This is a genomic window from Jiangella ureilytica (genome assembly GCF_004348545.1).
GTDB lineage: Bacteria > Actinomycetota > Actinomycetes > Jiangellales > Jiangellaceae > Jiangella > Jiangella ureilytica.
In genome coordinates this window covers 1-14,776 of sequence record NZ_SMKL01000032.1, presented here as the reverse complement: position 1 = coordinate 14,776, position 14,776 = coordinate 1, and the positions used below count along the sequence as shown (strand labels likewise).

Annotated in this window: 11 protein-coding genes; 9 read left to right on the top strand and 2 right to left on the bottom strand. The window is 69.0% G+C overall.

What is annotated here, in order from left to right; translation table 11 throughout:
* Positions 1 to 8 precede the first annotated feature (8 nt).
* A complete protein-coding gene (locus E1212_RS15410) occupies positions 9 to 284 on the bottom strand; it encodes a hypothetical protein (RefSeq protein WP_131983963.1) in 276 nt (91 codons plus the stop codon).
* Positions 285 to 559: 275 nt separating this feature from the next.
* Between E1212_RS15410 and E1212_RS15405 the strand changes: the two genes are divergently transcribed.
* Together E1212_RS15405 and E1212_RS15400 are read left to right on the top strand one after the other, a co-directional pair.
* Positions 560 to 943, top strand: coding sequence for a DUF6766 family protein (locus tag E1212_RS15405; protein WP_420814384.1), 384 nt, complete (start codon positions 560 to 562; stop codon positions 941 to 943).
* A 46-nt stretch (positions 944 to 989) separates the two neighbouring features.
* On the top strand, positions 990 to 1,385 hold the full coding sequence (locus E1212_RS15400) for a low affinity iron permease family protein (protein ID WP_162605487.1): 396 nt from the start codon (positions 990 to 992) through the stop codon (positions 1,383 to 1,385).
* Positions 1,386 to 1,424: 39 nt separating this feature from the next.
* On the opposite strand, the gene E1212_RS15395 is transcribed toward E1212_RS15400, so the two are convergent.
* Positions 1,425 to 2,138, bottom strand: coding sequence for a FadR/GntR family transcriptional regulator (locus tag E1212_RS15395; RefSeq protein ID WP_203416890.1), 714 nt, complete (start codon positions 2,136 to 2,138; stop codon positions 1,425 to 1,427).
* 163 nt (positions 2,139 to 2,301) lie between these two features.
* Here E1212_RS15395 and E1212_RS15390 point away from each other — a divergent pair, with 163 nt between their 5' ends.
* The 7 genes from E1212_RS15390 to E1212_RS15360 all read left to right on the top strand — a co-directional run.
* Positions 2,302 to 3,573, top strand: coding sequence for an ABC transporter substrate-binding protein (locus tag E1212_RS15390; protein ID WP_131983959.1), 1,272 nt, complete (start codon positions 2,302 to 2,304; stop codon positions 3,571 to 3,573).
* Positions 3,570 to 4,526: a carbohydrate ABC transporter permease gene (locus E1212_RS15385; protein WP_131983957.1), complete on the top strand. Its 957-nt coding sequence runs from the start codon at positions 3,570 to 3,572 to the stop codon at positions 4,524 to 4,526. The genes E1212_RS15390 and E1212_RS15385 overlap by 4 nt, the downstream gene beginning before the upstream one ends.
* Positions 4,523 to 5,377, top strand: coding sequence for a carbohydrate ABC transporter permease (locus E1212_RS15380; protein ID WP_131983955.1), 855 nt, complete (start codon positions 4,523 to 4,525; stop codon positions 5,375 to 5,377). Before E1212_RS15385 ends, E1212_RS15380 begins: the two co-directional genes overlap by 4 nt.
* 139 nt (positions 5,378 to 5,516) lie before the next feature.
* The gene (locus E1212_RS15375) at positions 5,517 to 6,419 is read left to right on the top strand and encodes a dihydrodipicolinate synthase family protein (RefSeq protein WP_203416889.1); all 903 of its coding nucleotides are present in this window, start codon (positions 5,517 to 5,519) and stop codon (positions 6,417 to 6,419) included.
* Entirely contained in the window at positions 6,416 to 7,915 is a 1,500-nt protein-coding gene (locus tag E1212_RS15370) for a sulfatase-like hydrolase/transferase (protein WP_131983951.1), read from the top strand. Before E1212_RS15375 ends, E1212_RS15370 begins: the two co-directional genes overlap by 4 nt.
* Positions 7,916 to 7,949: 34 nt before the next feature.
* Positions 7,950 to 9,887: a sialidase family protein gene (locus E1212_RS15365; RefSeq protein ID WP_203416888.1), complete on the top strand. Its 1,938-nt coding sequence runs from the start codon at positions 7,950 to 7,952 to the stop codon at positions 9,885 to 9,887.
* A gap of 1,261 nt (positions 9,888 to 11,148) precedes the next feature.
* On the top strand, positions 11,149 to 14,776 hold a 3,628-nt coding region (locus E1212_RS15360; protein WP_162605486.1), incomplete at its 3' end, for a DUF7927 domain-containing protein.

Genomic DNA, 14,776 nt, shown 5'->3' with positions numbered 1-14,776 from the left:
CTTGTGGCTCAGGCGGGATCGGTCGGTGCCCGGCGGTCCTGCCGCGGTACCGGCGGGGGCTCGGCCAGCACGCGATGCACGGCAGCACCGAGCGGAACGAGCAGTTCGGTGGCCACCGTCAGCGGCCACTGGAGCGCGTCCGCATCGTGGTCTTCGGCGCAGGAGTCGACGGATTCGACCATCCATCGAGTGAGGAACGGGAGGGCCGCTCGCAGGATGGCGCGGCGTTCCGTGGGCGTGGCCGCGTAGAGCAGCCGGTTCAGCTCCGCGACCGGATCGGACATGATCGACAACACCCCCCACCGTGACGACAGGGCCTCTGTACCCCCGAGTGATCGACGTATCCGTGCTCGGCCGGCTGCGCTGCTGATCGCTCCCAGACGTGAGTGCGTGCACGATGCGCGGACGGGCGCATGACTCCTGGCCGGTTGGGTCCGTGCGCTCGCCGGTGTCGCCGGTGACCGGTGCTGGTCGCTGCGGCGGCACCCGCTCCGCCGGCCGGGCATGGGCTCTGACGCGACGGGGTACGTACCGCTGCGGTCGAGTGGAGGAGGATCTGATGCGGAATCTGCGTCGGTGGGGTGCGGTGTATGTGCTGATCCTGTTGTTCCTGGGTTCGTGGCTGGGGCAGTTCTTCACGCAGTTGTCGGAGTTCCGCAGCGAGCAGCAGGTGCACGGCGAGCCGTTCAGCTGGTCGGAGTATCTGACGTCGTTCTTCGCCTCGACGTTCGAGAACTGGCAGAGCGAGTGGCTGCAGCTGGTGTTCCAGGCGGTGCTGTTGCTGGCGGCGAAGCATCTGTTGTTCCAGGCTGACGCGGAGGATCTGGAGCGGATCGAGCGCAAGATCGACAACATCCATGAGCGGGTGGGCGCCGGCGAGGTGGGTCCGGAGGAGGGTGACGAGGCGGCGATCGATCCTGAGCCCCACGCCTCGGGCAGGTGATCCTCGACGCATTCCACATCGGCCAAGGACCGAGCGGTGCGGGGACATGACGGCCCGCGATGAGGACCGCCCGGCTCTGTCGGGGCTGGCGGAGTCCTGGCGGGGCCACCTGTCAGCGGCCGCCCGATCGGTGGTCGACCTCGCCGGCGGCGCCGCCGCCGCCGTTCTCGCGGCGGGTTTCGTGGTGGTCTGGCTGGTCGTCGCGCTCGTCAACGGCTTCACGCAGGCCTGGCTGAACGTCTTGTTCGGTGTGACCGGAGCCGTCACGTTCGTCATGGTGTTCTTCATCCAGCACGCCAGCGCGCGGGAGCTGCGGGCGGTGATGCTGAAGCTCGACGAGCTCGTGCTGGCGACGGACGGTGCTCGCGACGACGTCGTCGACGCCGAGCACCGCTCGCTCGACGAGCAGGAGCGGCTCGAGAAGCGCCGCCGAGGCTCTTGATCCCCATGGCGCCGGCCTGGGACGGGCCCCGTGAGTGGCTCACGGCGCGCTGTCGCTCACTCGTTCCTCGATGCCGACGTAGTGCTGTCGGACTGCTTCGCGGGCTCGTTCGGCGTCGCCGCTGAGCACGGCCTCGATGATCTCGGCGTGCAGGCGGTGGATCTGTCGAGGATCGCGGCCGTGAACCGGGGGAGCGGCGCGGTGGTATGCCTGCCAGAACAGGTCGAAGAGCTGCAGCAGCATCTCGTTGCCGAGGTCGGCGAAGAGCAGGCGATGGAACTCGCGGTCCTGGTCGGCGAAGTCCTCGCCGCGGTCGGCTCGTTCGCCCATGACGGCCAGGACGTCGCGTAGTCCGGCGATGCGCTGGGGTGTGATCGCCTGCATGGCGTCGGCGATCATGCCGGCCTCGAGCGCCTTGCGCAGCGCGACCAGTTCGCCGAGCGCGCGACGGCCCTGCATCAGGCCGTACGGGAGATTGTCCAGCAGCGGCGTGAAAGAGAAGTCCTTGATGTACACGCCGCTGCCACGCCTCGTTTCGAGGACGCCCGTGGACTCCAGCGCCTTGACCGCCTCGCGGACGGAGTTGCGGCTCACGCCGAACAGCCGGGCCAGTTCGGCCTCGGGCTTGAGTGGGTCACCCGGGCGCAGGTCCTGCTTGATGATGTAGTGCCGGATCTCCTCCTGCACGGTCTTGTGCAGCGGGGGAAGCGGCTCCAGGCGCCGGAACGCCGGCTCCTGCTCTGTTTCGCTCAAGTTACGTCCGCCCTCTTGACAGTGCCGTCAGCCACATCCTACGGTCACCAACCTGTAGGATGTCTAGCAGGCTGACGACCGCGGCGGCCGACGCGATGCGTGGGCGTCCACGACCGAGACCGGCGCTGCCGACAGCGCCCATGCATCAGGGAAGGACGACTCCATGCGCATCACTCCCTCTGCGCGAACCCGTTTCATCACGGTCTCGCTCGTCGCCGGACTCGCGGCGTCGCTGACCGCGTGCGGCAGCCTCGGCGGTGGAGGTGACGACTCCGGCGACGACGACGCGACGGCGGAAGGCGACGGCGTCATCTCGTTCATGCACTACTACGGCGAGCCGCACAACGTGCCGCTCGAAGCCGCGCTCGACGAGTTCGCGGCTGCCAACGACGTCGAGATCGACGTCCGCCACGTCCCGTTCCCGGACTTCAACCGCACCCTGCAGCAGGCGGCAGCAGCCGACGAGCTGCCCGACATCGCGTTGATCAACGCGTTCGACACCCAGCAGATGGCCGAGGCCGAGATCATCCAGGATCTCTCCGATCGGGTCGAGGAGTGGGGCGAGCAGGACGCGTACTACCCGACGAGCTGGCAGACCACCCAGGTGGACGGCGCGACCTACGGCATCCCGCACGTCGCCGACGACTACGCCGTGTACTACAACGCCGACCTGCTGGCCGCCGCGGGCGTCGAACCGCCGCAGACGTGGGAGGACATGGAGGAGGCCGCGGCCGCGCTCTCCCAGAACGGCGCGAAGTACGGCCTCGCGGTGTCGGGCCGGGAAGGTGCTGAGGGCGCGACCGGCATCCTGCTGCGGGCCCTGGCCGCCGGAGGGGACCTGGAGACGTTCGGGGACGAGGCCGGTGTCGAGGCCCTGGAGTCGTTCGGGCGGATGGTCGAGAACGGCGGTCTTTCCGAGGGCTTCCTGACCTGGAGCGAGGACGACGCCAAGAACCACTTCGCCACCGGGCAGGCCGCGATGATGATCAACTCGGCGACGTACGTCAACATCCTGCGCGAGGAGGTGCCCGACCTCAACTGGGACGTGGCGCCGATTCCCACCGACCAGACGAGCAGGACGTTCCTGTCCGCCGAGAACCTGACCATCACCGAGGGCAGCGGCGACGAGGATCTCGCCTGGGACCTCATCACCTACCTGCAGCAGCCGGACGTCCTCGAGACCTACCTTCCCGCGCGCAACAAGCTCCCTGCGCGCAACGACGTCCCGGGGGCCGTCGAGGACCCGATCCGGAAGAAGTTCGCCGACCAGCTCGAGAACGCCTGGGCGCCCGAGGGCCAGGTCGCCACGAACTCCGAGGAGATGCTGGTCCTGGTGCAGGAAGCGCTGCAGGCCACCATCAGCGGTTCGGCCAGCGCAGCGGACGCCGCCGCGACGGCGCAGGTCCGTATCGACGAAGCCCTCGCGGGTTCGTGAGCACCGTCGTGACACGTATCGCCGAAGAGCGGACGGGGACGGCGGCCGTCACGCCGCCGCCCCGGCTGCCCCGGCGTCGCCGGAACTGGCGTGGGCTCCTGTTCGTCGCACCCGCCGCGATATACGTCGCCGCGACCGTCGTCTACCCGCTGCTCTACAACATCACCCAGAGCTTCTTCGACGTCGGTATGCGCGAAGTGACCCAGGGCGGCGCCGCGTTCGTGGGGCTGGACAACTACGCCGACCAGTTCGGCCGCCCGGAGTTCTGGCACTCGTTGCGGGTGTCGCTCGTCTACGCGTTCGGCACCGTGGCGGTGACGTTCCTGCTCGGCCTCGGCCTCGCCCTCATCTTCCGACGGTTCTATCGAGGCCGGAACATCCTCCGCGCGGTGGTCCTGATCGCCTGGGTGCTGCCCACCGTCGTGAGCGCCAACGTCTGGCGATGGCTGCTCGACGGAAGCTACGGCCTGCTCAACGCCGTTCTGAACACGCTCGGGCTGGTCGAGGGGGACGTGTTCTGGCTGGGCCGGCCCACCACGGCGGTGATCGCGGTGATCCTGGCGACGGCGTGGAGCTTCGGGCCGCTGGCGATGATCCTGCTCTCGGCCGGCATGGAAGGCATCTCACCGACGCTGTACGAGGCGGCGAGGATCGACGGGGCGTCGCCGTGGCAGCAGTTCCGCCGGCTCACGCTGCCGCTGCTGCGCCCGGTCAGCCTGACCGTGATCCTGCTGATCTTCATCTTCACGTTCAAGACGTTCGACACGATCTTCCTGATGACCGGCGGCGGGCCGGGCGGCGCCACGGAGACCCTTCCGGTGTACGCGTACAACGAGGCCTTCGCATTCTCGCGGTTCGACACCGCCGCGGTGGCGACCGTCGTGCTGATGGTCGTGCCGATCGTGCTGTCGTTCGTGTACTTCCGCGCCATTCGATCGGAGGAGCGGGCATGAGCGCCGTCGCCGTCGTACCGGCGCGGATACGACGCCAGCGCCGCTGGCTGGCCGTCAGCGGACTGGTCGTCACGATCGTGTACCTGATCCCCGTCTACTGGATGCTCAACACCTCGTTCAAGGAGGCCGGCGACATCTTCGCGGTGCCGCCGGATCTGGTACCGCTGCCGCCGACCGTCGCGTCGTACGTGGACGCGGTGTTCTCCGACGCCGACATCGCTCGCGGTCTCGTCAACAGCGGGATCATCGCGATCGGGACCACCTTGGTCACCTTGCTGATCGCGCTGCCGGCGGCGTACGGGCTCGCCCGGCTGCAGATCCCGCTACTGCCGGTCATCCTGATGCTGTTCTTGATCGTGCAGATGGTGCCGTCGGTGAACCTGGCCCTGCCCATGTTCGTCCTGTTCAGCAGCGCCGGCCTGGTGAACTCCTACGTCGGGCTGATCATCGCGAACTGTGCACTGGCCATCCCGCTCGCGGTCACGATCCTCCGGCCGTACTACCTGAGCGTGCCGACGGAGGTGGTCGAGGCCGCCAAGATCGACGGCTGCAACGAGTTCACCGCGTTCTGGCGGGTCGCCCTGCCGATGAGCCGGCCGGGCATGGTCACCGTGACCGTGATCAGCTTCCTGGGCGCCTGGGGAGAGTTCGTGTTCGGCCTGGCTCTGGCCACCGATGACGCCATCCAGCCGATCACGGTCGTGCTGTCGGAGATCACCAACGCCTACGGCGTGCGGTGGAACGATCTGATGGCGGTGTCGGCGGTCATCGCGTTGCCGGTCATCGCGACGTTCATCTTCCTGCAGAGGTACGTCGTGGCGGGACTGACCGAAGGAGCCACGAAGACGTGACCGCCGAGGTCACCGGCGTGGCCGGCGACCGTGCGACTTCCTGGTGCTCGACGACCTCCACGCCTGAGCTCCACCCCGTCCGTTCCGCGAGAGAGGCTCCTCCTTGACCACCGTGAACCATGCCGCCGGCAGTTCGGCGATGACCCTGCTGACGGCCGTCTTCACCCCGTTCCGCCCGGACGGCAGCCTGGCCCTGGACGTCGTCGGCGACCAGGCCGACGCCCTCGCGCAGTGGGGCTGCCGTGGTGTGTACGTGGGTGGCACGGCCGGTGAGGGGGCGTCGATGACGACGGCCGAGCGGATGGGCCTGCTGGAGCGGTGGTGCGAGGTCGCGGCCGGCCGGTTCGACGTCATCGCGCACGTCGGGCACACCAGCCTGGCCGACGCGCGCGACCTGGCCGCCCACGCCCAGCAGGCCGGTGCGCAGGCGATCTCGGCCGTGCCGCCGTACTTCCACCGGCCGGCGGACGCTGCCGCCGTCGTCGACTTCGTCGCGCGGCTCACGCAGGCCGCTCCGGACGTCCCGTTCATCTACTACCACATCCCCGGTGTCACCGGCGTGACAGTGCCGGCGAGCGAGGTGCTGGCGGGCGCGCGGGACCGCGTCCCCACCTTCGCCGGGATCAAGTTCGCCCACGACGACCTCGCGGACTTGCAGCGATGCCTGCACCTGGCGGGGGACAGCTACGAGCTGTACGTCGGGAGTGCCCGGCTGCTCCTAGCGACGATGGGCATCGGCGCGCGGGTCGCCATCGGCTCGGCCTACAACTTCGCCGCACCCGTCTTCCTGCGCATGATAGAGCACGTCGAGCGCGGCGAGCTGAGCGAAGCACGATCCTGCCAGTTCCTCGCTCAGTCGGCAATCGACACGGCCAGCGCCTTCGGCGGCGAGCTCGCCGGGTTCAAGGCCGCCGCGAACCTGGTCGGCCCGGACTGCGGGCCGTGCCGGCCACCACTGGCCTCGCCAAGCCCGGTAGAGGTCGCCGAACTGCGCGACCGCCTCGACGCGATCGGGCTTCTCACCCCCGCGCCGAGCCGATGACAGGCCGGCCGAACGTCCTGGTGATCCAGGCCGACCAGTTTCGCTGGGACTGTTTCGGCGCGGCCGGGAACCCCGACGTCGAGACGCCGGCCCTGGACTCGCTGGCGGCGGACGGCGTGCTGTACACCGAGGCGTTCTGCCCGCTGCCGGTGTGCACGCCGTCGAGATACTCCTTGCTGTCCGGCCGCACCGTGCACCAGCACGGCGGCTGGACCAACCGCAGCACGCTGGCGCCGGGCATCGACACCTTCCCCCGCGCGTTGCGGAGGGCCGGATACCGGACGTCGGCGGTGGGCAAGATGCACTTCACGCCGACGTATCTCGACGTCGGCTACGACTGCATGGTGCTGGCGGAGCAGCACGGCCCCGGCCGGTACGACGACGACTACCACCGCGACCTGCGCGCGGCCGGCCTGGCGCCCGTGGTGGACCTGCTCGACCAGGAGGAGCACCTGCGCGGTTCGGCGGCGCCCGCCTACTGGACGACGTACGGCACCGGCCGGTCGGACCTGCCGGAGGCGTGGCACTCGACCACCTGGATCGGCGAGCGGGCCCGGCACGAACTCGACGCATGGACCGACGACGGCGGGCAGCTGCTGCACGTGTCCTTCATCAAGCCGCATCACCCGTTCGACCCGCCCGCGCCGTGGGACGAGCGCTACGACCCCGACGCGCTGACCGTTCTGCCCGGCTGGACCGAGGCGATACCGGACCAGGACCAGCGGTACGGGAACGAGTACTTCGGCTACGAGGGTCTCACCGAGGCGGCACTGCGCACGGCGATGGCCCACTACTACGCCACCATCGGGCAGCTCGATCACCAGGTCGGACTGCTGCTCGACCGGCTTCGGGACCGCGGGTTGTACGACGACACGCTCGTGGTGTTCACGTCCGACCACGGCGAGTACCTGGGGTTCCACCACCTGCTGCTGAAGAACGGGCCGATGTACGACCCGCTGGCAAAGGTGCCGCTGGTGGTGAAGTTCCCCGGTACCCGCGCCTCGCGCCGCGATACGTCGCTCGTGTCGCTGATCGACGTGGCACCGACGGTGCTGGCCGCGGCCGGCCTGGTGCCGGCCGACCCACTCCCAGGACGGGACCTGGCCGATCCGTCGCAGTCACGGGCGTGTGTGTTCGCGGAGAACCGCCACGGTCCCGCCGCGTTCATGGCGCGCACCGCGACCCACAAGCTGCTCGCCTACGACGACCCGGCGCTCGACGCGTTCTACGACCTGGCTGCCGATCCCTGCGAGCTGGACAACCGCATCGCCGACCCGGCGTGCGAGGAGCTGATCGGCGAGCTGCGCGACGCGCTGGCGAACTGGGTGCTCTTCGACACGCCACCACCGGTCCATCTCGACGAACGCGCACCGACCATCGACGCACCCAACGTCCCGCCCCGGGACCCGGCTCGGCATGCCGAGCACCGCCACTGGTTCGCCGCCCGGGCGACCGAGTCGGCAGCACATCCGGACTTCGCTCCCTGGCGCGGCTGAGCCACTGCCGAACCCATCGAGAGGAAGGAGCACGATGTCGACGACGACACGTCGCACCACCCGTCTGCTCGCGGCGACCGGTCTGGCCGGTCTGGCCGGTCTCGCCATGGCGGCCGTGCCCGGACCGGCCGGCGCCGGCTGGTCGCCGGCGCTGGCCGACGCCCCACCCGCGCGGGCGGTCGAGCAGACCACCGTCTTCGCCCGGGGCCAGGACGGCTACCACACCTTCCGCATTCCCGCCGTCGTCCAGGCCGCCGACGGGACGCTGCTCGCCTTCGCCGAAGGCCGCCTCGACAGCCCGGGCGACGACGGCGACATCGACCTCGTCCTCAAACGCTCCAGTGACGGCGGCCGGACCTGGGGACCGTTGCAGGTGGTCGTCGACGACGGTCCGAACAAGTTCGGCAACCCTGTCCCGATCCTCGACGAGCGGACCGGACGCATCGTCCTGAACGTCACCCGGACCGGCGGCGACGTGTCGGGCGACGACATCCGCTGCGGCCGCGCGGACGCCGAGCAGACCCGCCGGTCGTTCGTTCTGTACAGCGACGACCACGGCGCCGGCTGGTCCGACCCGGTGGAGATCACCGCCGACGTCAAGCCGGCCGACTGGCGGCACTTCGTCGGCGGCCCCGGGCACGGGATCCAGATCACCCAGGGCGAGCACGCCGGCCGGCTCGTCGTCCCGGGCAACCACTCGGCCGCGCCGCCGCCGGACTCCGGCATCTCGTGCACCGACGACCGGCTGTTGGGCGCTCACTCGCTGTACAGCGACGACGGCGGCACGACCTGGCACCTCGGCGGCGTCGACACCACACCGGAGGGCGTGGTGAACCCGAACGAGAACACCGTCGTGGAACTGAGCGACGGCATGCTGTACTTCAACGCGCGCGACCAGAACGGGACCAGCGTCGGCGCCCGGGCCGGCACCACCAGCAGCGACGGCGGGGCGACGTTCGACGCGCCGTACCAGGAGATTCCGGATCTCGTCGCGCCGGTCGTCCAGGGCTCGATCCTCGGCCTGTCGCGCGACGCCCACCGGTGGGAGCGGCTCGTGTTCGCCGCGCCCGGGCACCCGACGGCGCGCGAGAACCTGACCCTCTGGTCCAGCTTCGACGACGCAGGCGGGTGGGTGCGTGGCCCGGTCGTCCACGAAGGCCCGGCGGGCTACTCCGACCTGGTCCAGATCGACGACCACGGGAACGCACGCAGGCTCGGCGTGCTCTACGAGAACGGCGACCGGCTGGACGAAGGCCCGACGCTGACCTACCACCAGCGGATCAGCTTCGCCCGGGTGATCGTGCCGGCGCTGGACGCTCCTTCGCCGCCGCCCAGGACCACGCCCGATGTGTCCGGCAACGGGCTCGACGCCGTGGTCAGCGGAGCGCCCGGGCGAGTCGGCGGCATGGTGGGTTCCGCCCTGGAGTTGGCCGGCGACTACGTCGAGACCCCAGCCGATGCAGCCGTCGAGTTCGGCGACGGCCCGTTCACCGCCGCGGCTTGGTTCCGCAGCGACGGCACCGGACAGCAGGCGATCATGTGGGCGTACTCCAACGTGGCCAGCGACCCGAAATGGTGGATCAGGCTGGAGCCGGACCTCGGCCGGATCCGGGGTCACGTCAACACGGGCGCTGAGAACAGGTTCGTGGCCGCGGCGGGCGACTACGCCGACGGCGCCTGGCACCATGTCGCGCTCACCCGCGGCGACGACGCGGTCACGATCTACGTCGACGGAGAGCCGCGTGGAACGGCCGCACCGCCGGCGGGCTCGGTGTCGTCCGGCGCACTCACCGGCATCAGGGTCGGCGCTCGGGTCGACGGCATCAACAACCCGCTGGACGGCGCGGTCGACGACGTGTGGATGTTCGACCAGGCGTTGAGTGCCGCCCAGATCGAGGCCCTCGCCGCCGGCACCCCGCCGTCCGGCGCCGGACCCGTGCTGCACCTCCCGCTGGACCGCGTCCATCGCTGATCGCAGCCGATGTGGCGGTCCTCCCTCCGCACTGGGCCGGGACAGAAGCCCGGCGCGGAGGATGTTTCAGAAGAGCGTCCGGAAGCGAGTCGTCCACCTTCCCTCCCCAGGCGGTGCTCGGCTTGCACACCTGACGCGCCGGACGCCGTCCATGTGATGTGGGGTCGACCCTGTCGACCGCTCGACTCGGCGAGCGTCGACCAGCGACTCGTCGGCATGCCCGAGGTCGCTGTCGAGCAGGTTGAACCACAGTCGGTGTCGATCTCTGTCTGGAGCGGGATCGACGTGCTCGAGCGTTGCAGCTGAACGGCGAGCGCAGCCGTCGTCCGTCCCGAGCGGCAGCGATGAGCCCGTCCGCGCCGAGGGTGGCGACGACGAGGGGGACGAGCACGAGGAGGCTTGCGATCCCCGACTCGAGGTCGCGGGCGCCGCTGACCTCCATGACCTCAGCTCGGTTCGCGACGAGCGGGGTGCCGCCGCGCACATCGAGGGCGCCACGGCGCGCAAGTGGCAGCCGTCGGGGCAGATGCTGCTGACCCCGCGACCCCTGCTGGAGACGCGAATCGACCTCATGATCAGTGGCGTCGTGCTCACCAAGGGCCCTATGGACGGCGAGGCCGCGTGACGGTCGCCGCTGCCAGGTGCTCGCATCGGAAGCCCAAATGCTGCCCGATCGGCGACCTGGAGCGAGACGGCAGCGGGAGCACATTGATCGTGCATGGTGGGCGAGAAGGATCATGGAGCGCAATGGGTCACAAGCCGGAATGATCGTGTTTCCGGCATCGACACAGCACCATTGCCGTCCCACTGGATGGAGGCGCTACATATGCCGGTCGATACATGTCGTGCAACCCCCTGGCGGTCGCCACTATCGCGTGGTGACTCGAGGCACAGGTGACGGTCGTTTTCGGCGGAAGATCCCGATGACCTCGGCGGACTCATGATCTCGATCTGCGGCGGAGTGCTGTCCCGGGCCAGGTGATCGACCCGGTGGTTCTGGGCGCCTTGCGGCGATTGTAGGTGTGATCTGCGTCACAGTTCTGGCGATTACGTGCTGAGTAGTGCCCGTCGGAGCCCTTGGATATAGCGGGACCATCCCGTGATCACGTCATGGATCCGATAGCCAGACAAGTGCAACGCAAATGCAGGGTGGATTGGGGGAAGCCGGATGAGTGACGGACAGCTGTTGAAGCGTCGTCGATCAGCCCGTGCGACCGAAGTGGTACGCAAACCGTTGGCGATCAGTGTCGTATTGGCGTTGATGTCGAGCCTCTTCGTGTTGCTGAGCGGCGCGAGCGTGGCGCACGCAGTGACACCTGAGTACGAGATCACCGGGACGTGGGTGAACCCGCCGGCGACGATCGCCCGCGGCAATCCGGTGGTGGCGGAGTGGCGGGTGAACGTCAACGACGCGGACGAGCCGCCGAGCAACGAGCCGGTGGAGAACGTCACCGCCACGTTCACGGTGGAGAAGGCCGTCTTCGACGGGATCCCGGACATCTGCAAGACCGAGGGCGTCGACCCGCCGTCGAGCATCTCCGCGGATGGCACGGAGCTGACGTGCAACTTCGGCGCAGGCGACGACGCCGTGAACATGGGCACCGCGCTCGTCGTGCAGACTCCGGTGATCGCCAACGGCATCACCGGCGAGGAAGTGGTGCTGGACGGCACGAGCCCCGGTGGCGAGACGGTCGAGTTGCCTCCGGTCCCGATCCGGAACACCTTCGCGATGGACATCCACTTCATCGGGACCACGAACGGTTACATCTGGGATGACCTCGAGACCCCGACCTACGTCGACGTCGACCTCCAGTGGTCGCTGCGCCTGGGTAAGGGCTCTGACCCGGGCCCGGACGAGGTGACCTACCGGCTGAACCTCGCGTCGAGCACCGGCTCCGCCATCGACGTCGGAGAGCACTACACGTCGGGCGAACTCGGCTGCACGCCGTTCAACTACGGCCGGGCCGACGGGCACCCGTGGTCCGAGGACATCGCCAACCAGGACGCGTCGAAGGAGACGTCGTTCGTCGACGAGTGCATCCTGGAGGAGGTCGCCGGCCAGCCGAACGTCTTCGACCTGACGCTGCGCGGGATCAACTACGACCTGGCCAACGCGCCGAGCCATGACTCGAGCGCGGCGAACGGCGACCAGGGCAATCCGCTCCCGCCGGCCTGGGACTACATCGCCAGCGGTTCGCTGTTCTTCCGCGTGCACACGAGCGCGCCGGGATCGATCAGCCTGACCATCCCCAACCCGCCGACGTACACGTCGCCGACCGGGCTGTCGTCCCCCGACCTGCCGGGGAACAACACCAGCAACAAGGCCTACACCCTGCCAGGCTATTGGTCCGCATCGTGGTGGCGGCCATACACCGGGTCCGGGGGCACGCCCTGGGACGACTCGTATCGGGTCTCGGCGGGCACGAGGCTGCTGCCGCACGTCAACCACTTCGGCACCCGCATCCCCGGCGAGCCGGGAGACATCTACGGTGAGTGCCTGACCTTCGACGCTGAGTACGTCGACTACGTGCCGCCGCCGACCGACGGCTCGTTCCCGTACGCGCAGATCCGGGGCCTCATCTACGACCCCGACCCCCAGACGGAGGTCAGCGGCCTACCGCTCGACAACCCGCCCCCGCTGGAGTACTACGTCGGGAACGTCGGTGACCCGGACGCGTTCGACTGTGGCTCCGATCCGGGCAACTGGACGACGACCGAGCCGGCGGACCGGACGACGATTCAGGCCCTTCGGGTCGTCTACCCGCGGTCGCTTCTCGCCGACGAGGGAGTCGATGGCATCCAGCTCAACGCCCACGTGGTGATCGAGGACGACGTGGCGGTGGGCCAGGACGTCTGGATGTTCGGCTCCGTGCTCGATGGAGACGGCGACTGGAAGGGCCCCGGCGAGCCGTGGGACTCGGCGGTGCACACGCCGACGCCGGATGCTCGTTACCCGGCCACCAACGGACGTCAGGACATCGTGCGGATCGTGACGGCGGTGCCGTTCATCGAGAAGTCGACGCCTGAGTCGACGGTGACGCCCGGCGTTGCGGTGGACTTCACCCTGACCTACTCGGCGAACGGCTCCGGGATCATCCCGGAGACAGTGGACGGATACGAGATCGTCGACACCCTGCCGGTGGGCATGACGTACGAGCCCGGGTCGGCCGATCCGGAGCCCGTGGTCACGATGAGCGGAGGGCAGCAGGTACTGACCTGGACCCTGGACGGCGTGGCGACGAACGAGGAACACGAGCTGGCCTACCAGGCGGTGGCCGACACCGGCATCGCGCCGGGGACCCAGCTCACGAACACAGTGACGTCGAGCTACGGAGGTGTCACCACGCCTCCGGCCACGGAGACGGTGACGACCTCCACCAACGGCTACACGACGATCCTGAAGACGGGGGACCCGGAGTACATCCCGCACGTCAACGAGGAGGGCATCGGGACCGGTTCGTGGACGGTGACCATCGAGTCGCGCGACCCGCAGCCGCAGGCGTACACCGACACGATCGACATCCTGCCGTACATCGGTGACCAGCGCGGTACGGACTACAGCGGGACGTACACCTTGTCCGACGTGGTGCTGCAGAACGGCGGGACGGTGTACTACACCGACGCCGATCCGGCGACACTGAGCGACGACCCGGCGCATCCGGACAACGGCGCTCCGAACGCTCCGTCGGCGATGTGGACCACGACGAAGCCGGAGAACCCGACGGCGATCCGCGTGATCGGCGGCGAACTGCTCTCGGGCGGGTCGTTCGGGTTCCAGGTGGTCATCGAGACCAACGGGGCCGAGCCGCAGGATGTCTACGTCAACCGCGCCCAGGCACGCGCGGAGCACACCGAACTGGTGATGCGCACCTCGGCGCCGCTGTACGTGTCGGACTACGCGGTGGCGAAGACGTCGGACCCGGCTCCGGGGTCGACGGTGCGCCCGGGTGACACGATCACCTACAGCATCACGGTCACCCAGGAGGGTCCGGTGGCGGCGGCCGGCTCGTTCACCGACACGCTGGAGGACGTGCTGGACGACGCGGTCTACAACGAGGACGCGACCGCGGACATCGGCACCGTCAGCTATGCCGACGGGGTGCTCTCGTGGGAGGGCGTGGTCCCGGTCGGGGAGGTCGCGACCATCACCTACACGGTGACGGTCAAGGACATCGCGGGCCTTGAGGCCGACGGCGACACCATCGTCGACAACAACGTCTGGTCGGTGGGCTGCCCCGAACTGGTCGAGGGCGAGGAGAACTCGTGTCAGCCGCCGCCCATCTACGTCGGCTGGTACGAGTACTCGAAGACGGCGGACCCGGTGCCGGGCTCGTCGGTCAAGGTCGGCGAGGTCGTCACCTACAGCGTGCTCATCGAGCAGCACGGCGAGGGTGCTGTGACCGGAGCCTTCGTCGAGGACGACATGACGGAGGTCCTGGACGATGCGACCTACAATGACGACGCCGCCGCGACCGCCGGGCCGGTGTCCTACAGCGAGCCGACGCTGCGCTGGGACGGCGATCTGGCCGTCGGCGACGTGGTCACACTGACCTATTCGGTCACGACGACGGCGATCGGTGAGGGCGACGACCAGTTGCACAACGTCGTCACGTCGGTCTGCCCCGAGGATGATCCGGACTGCTTCGAAGGCGTGTGTGTGCCGGCGCCGGACGAGAACCCGAACTGCGAGACCACCCACATCATGGGTGACTACCAGGTCTCGAAGACCTCCGACCCGGTCACGGGCTCCGAGGTCGAGGTCGGTGACACGATCACCTACACGGTGACGGTCCGGCAGTACGGGCCCGGTGCGGTGGAGCAGGCCGGGTTCAAGGACGACCTGACCCAGGTGCTGGACGACGCCACGTACAACGACGACGCGGCCGCCT

Coding starts and splice junctions, on each gene's coding strand:
- E1212_RS15410 (WP_131983963.1), bottom strand. CDS start 284: ATGTCCGATCCGGTCGCGGAGCTGAACCGGCTGCTCTACGCGGCCACG.
- E1212_RS15365 (WP_203416888.1), top strand. CDS start 7,950: ATGTCGACGACGACACGTCGCACCACCCGTCTGCTCGCGGCGACCGGT.
- E1212_RS15375 (WP_203416889.1), top strand. CDS start 5,517: ATGACCCTGCTGACGGCCGTCTTCACCCCGTTCCGCCCGGACGGCAGC.
- E1212_RS15390 (WP_131983959.1), top strand. CDS start 2,302: ATGCGCATCACTCCCTCTGCGCGAACCCGTTTCATCACGGTCTCGCTC.
- E1212_RS15370 (WP_131983951.1), top strand. CDS start 6,416: ATGACAGGCCGGCCGAACGTCCTGGTGATCCAGGCCGACCAGTTTCGC.
- E1212_RS15400 (WP_162605487.1), top strand. CDS start 990: ATGACGGCCCGCGATGAGGACCGCCCGGCTCTGTCGGGGCTGGCGGAG.
- E1212_RS15380 (WP_131983955.1), top strand. CDS start 4,523: ATGAGCGCCGTCGCCGTCGTACCGGCGCGGATACGACGCCAGCGCCGC.
- E1212_RS15405 (WP_420814384.1), top strand. CDS start 560: ATGCGGAATCTGCGTCGGTGGGGTGCGGTGTATGTGCTGATCCTGTTG.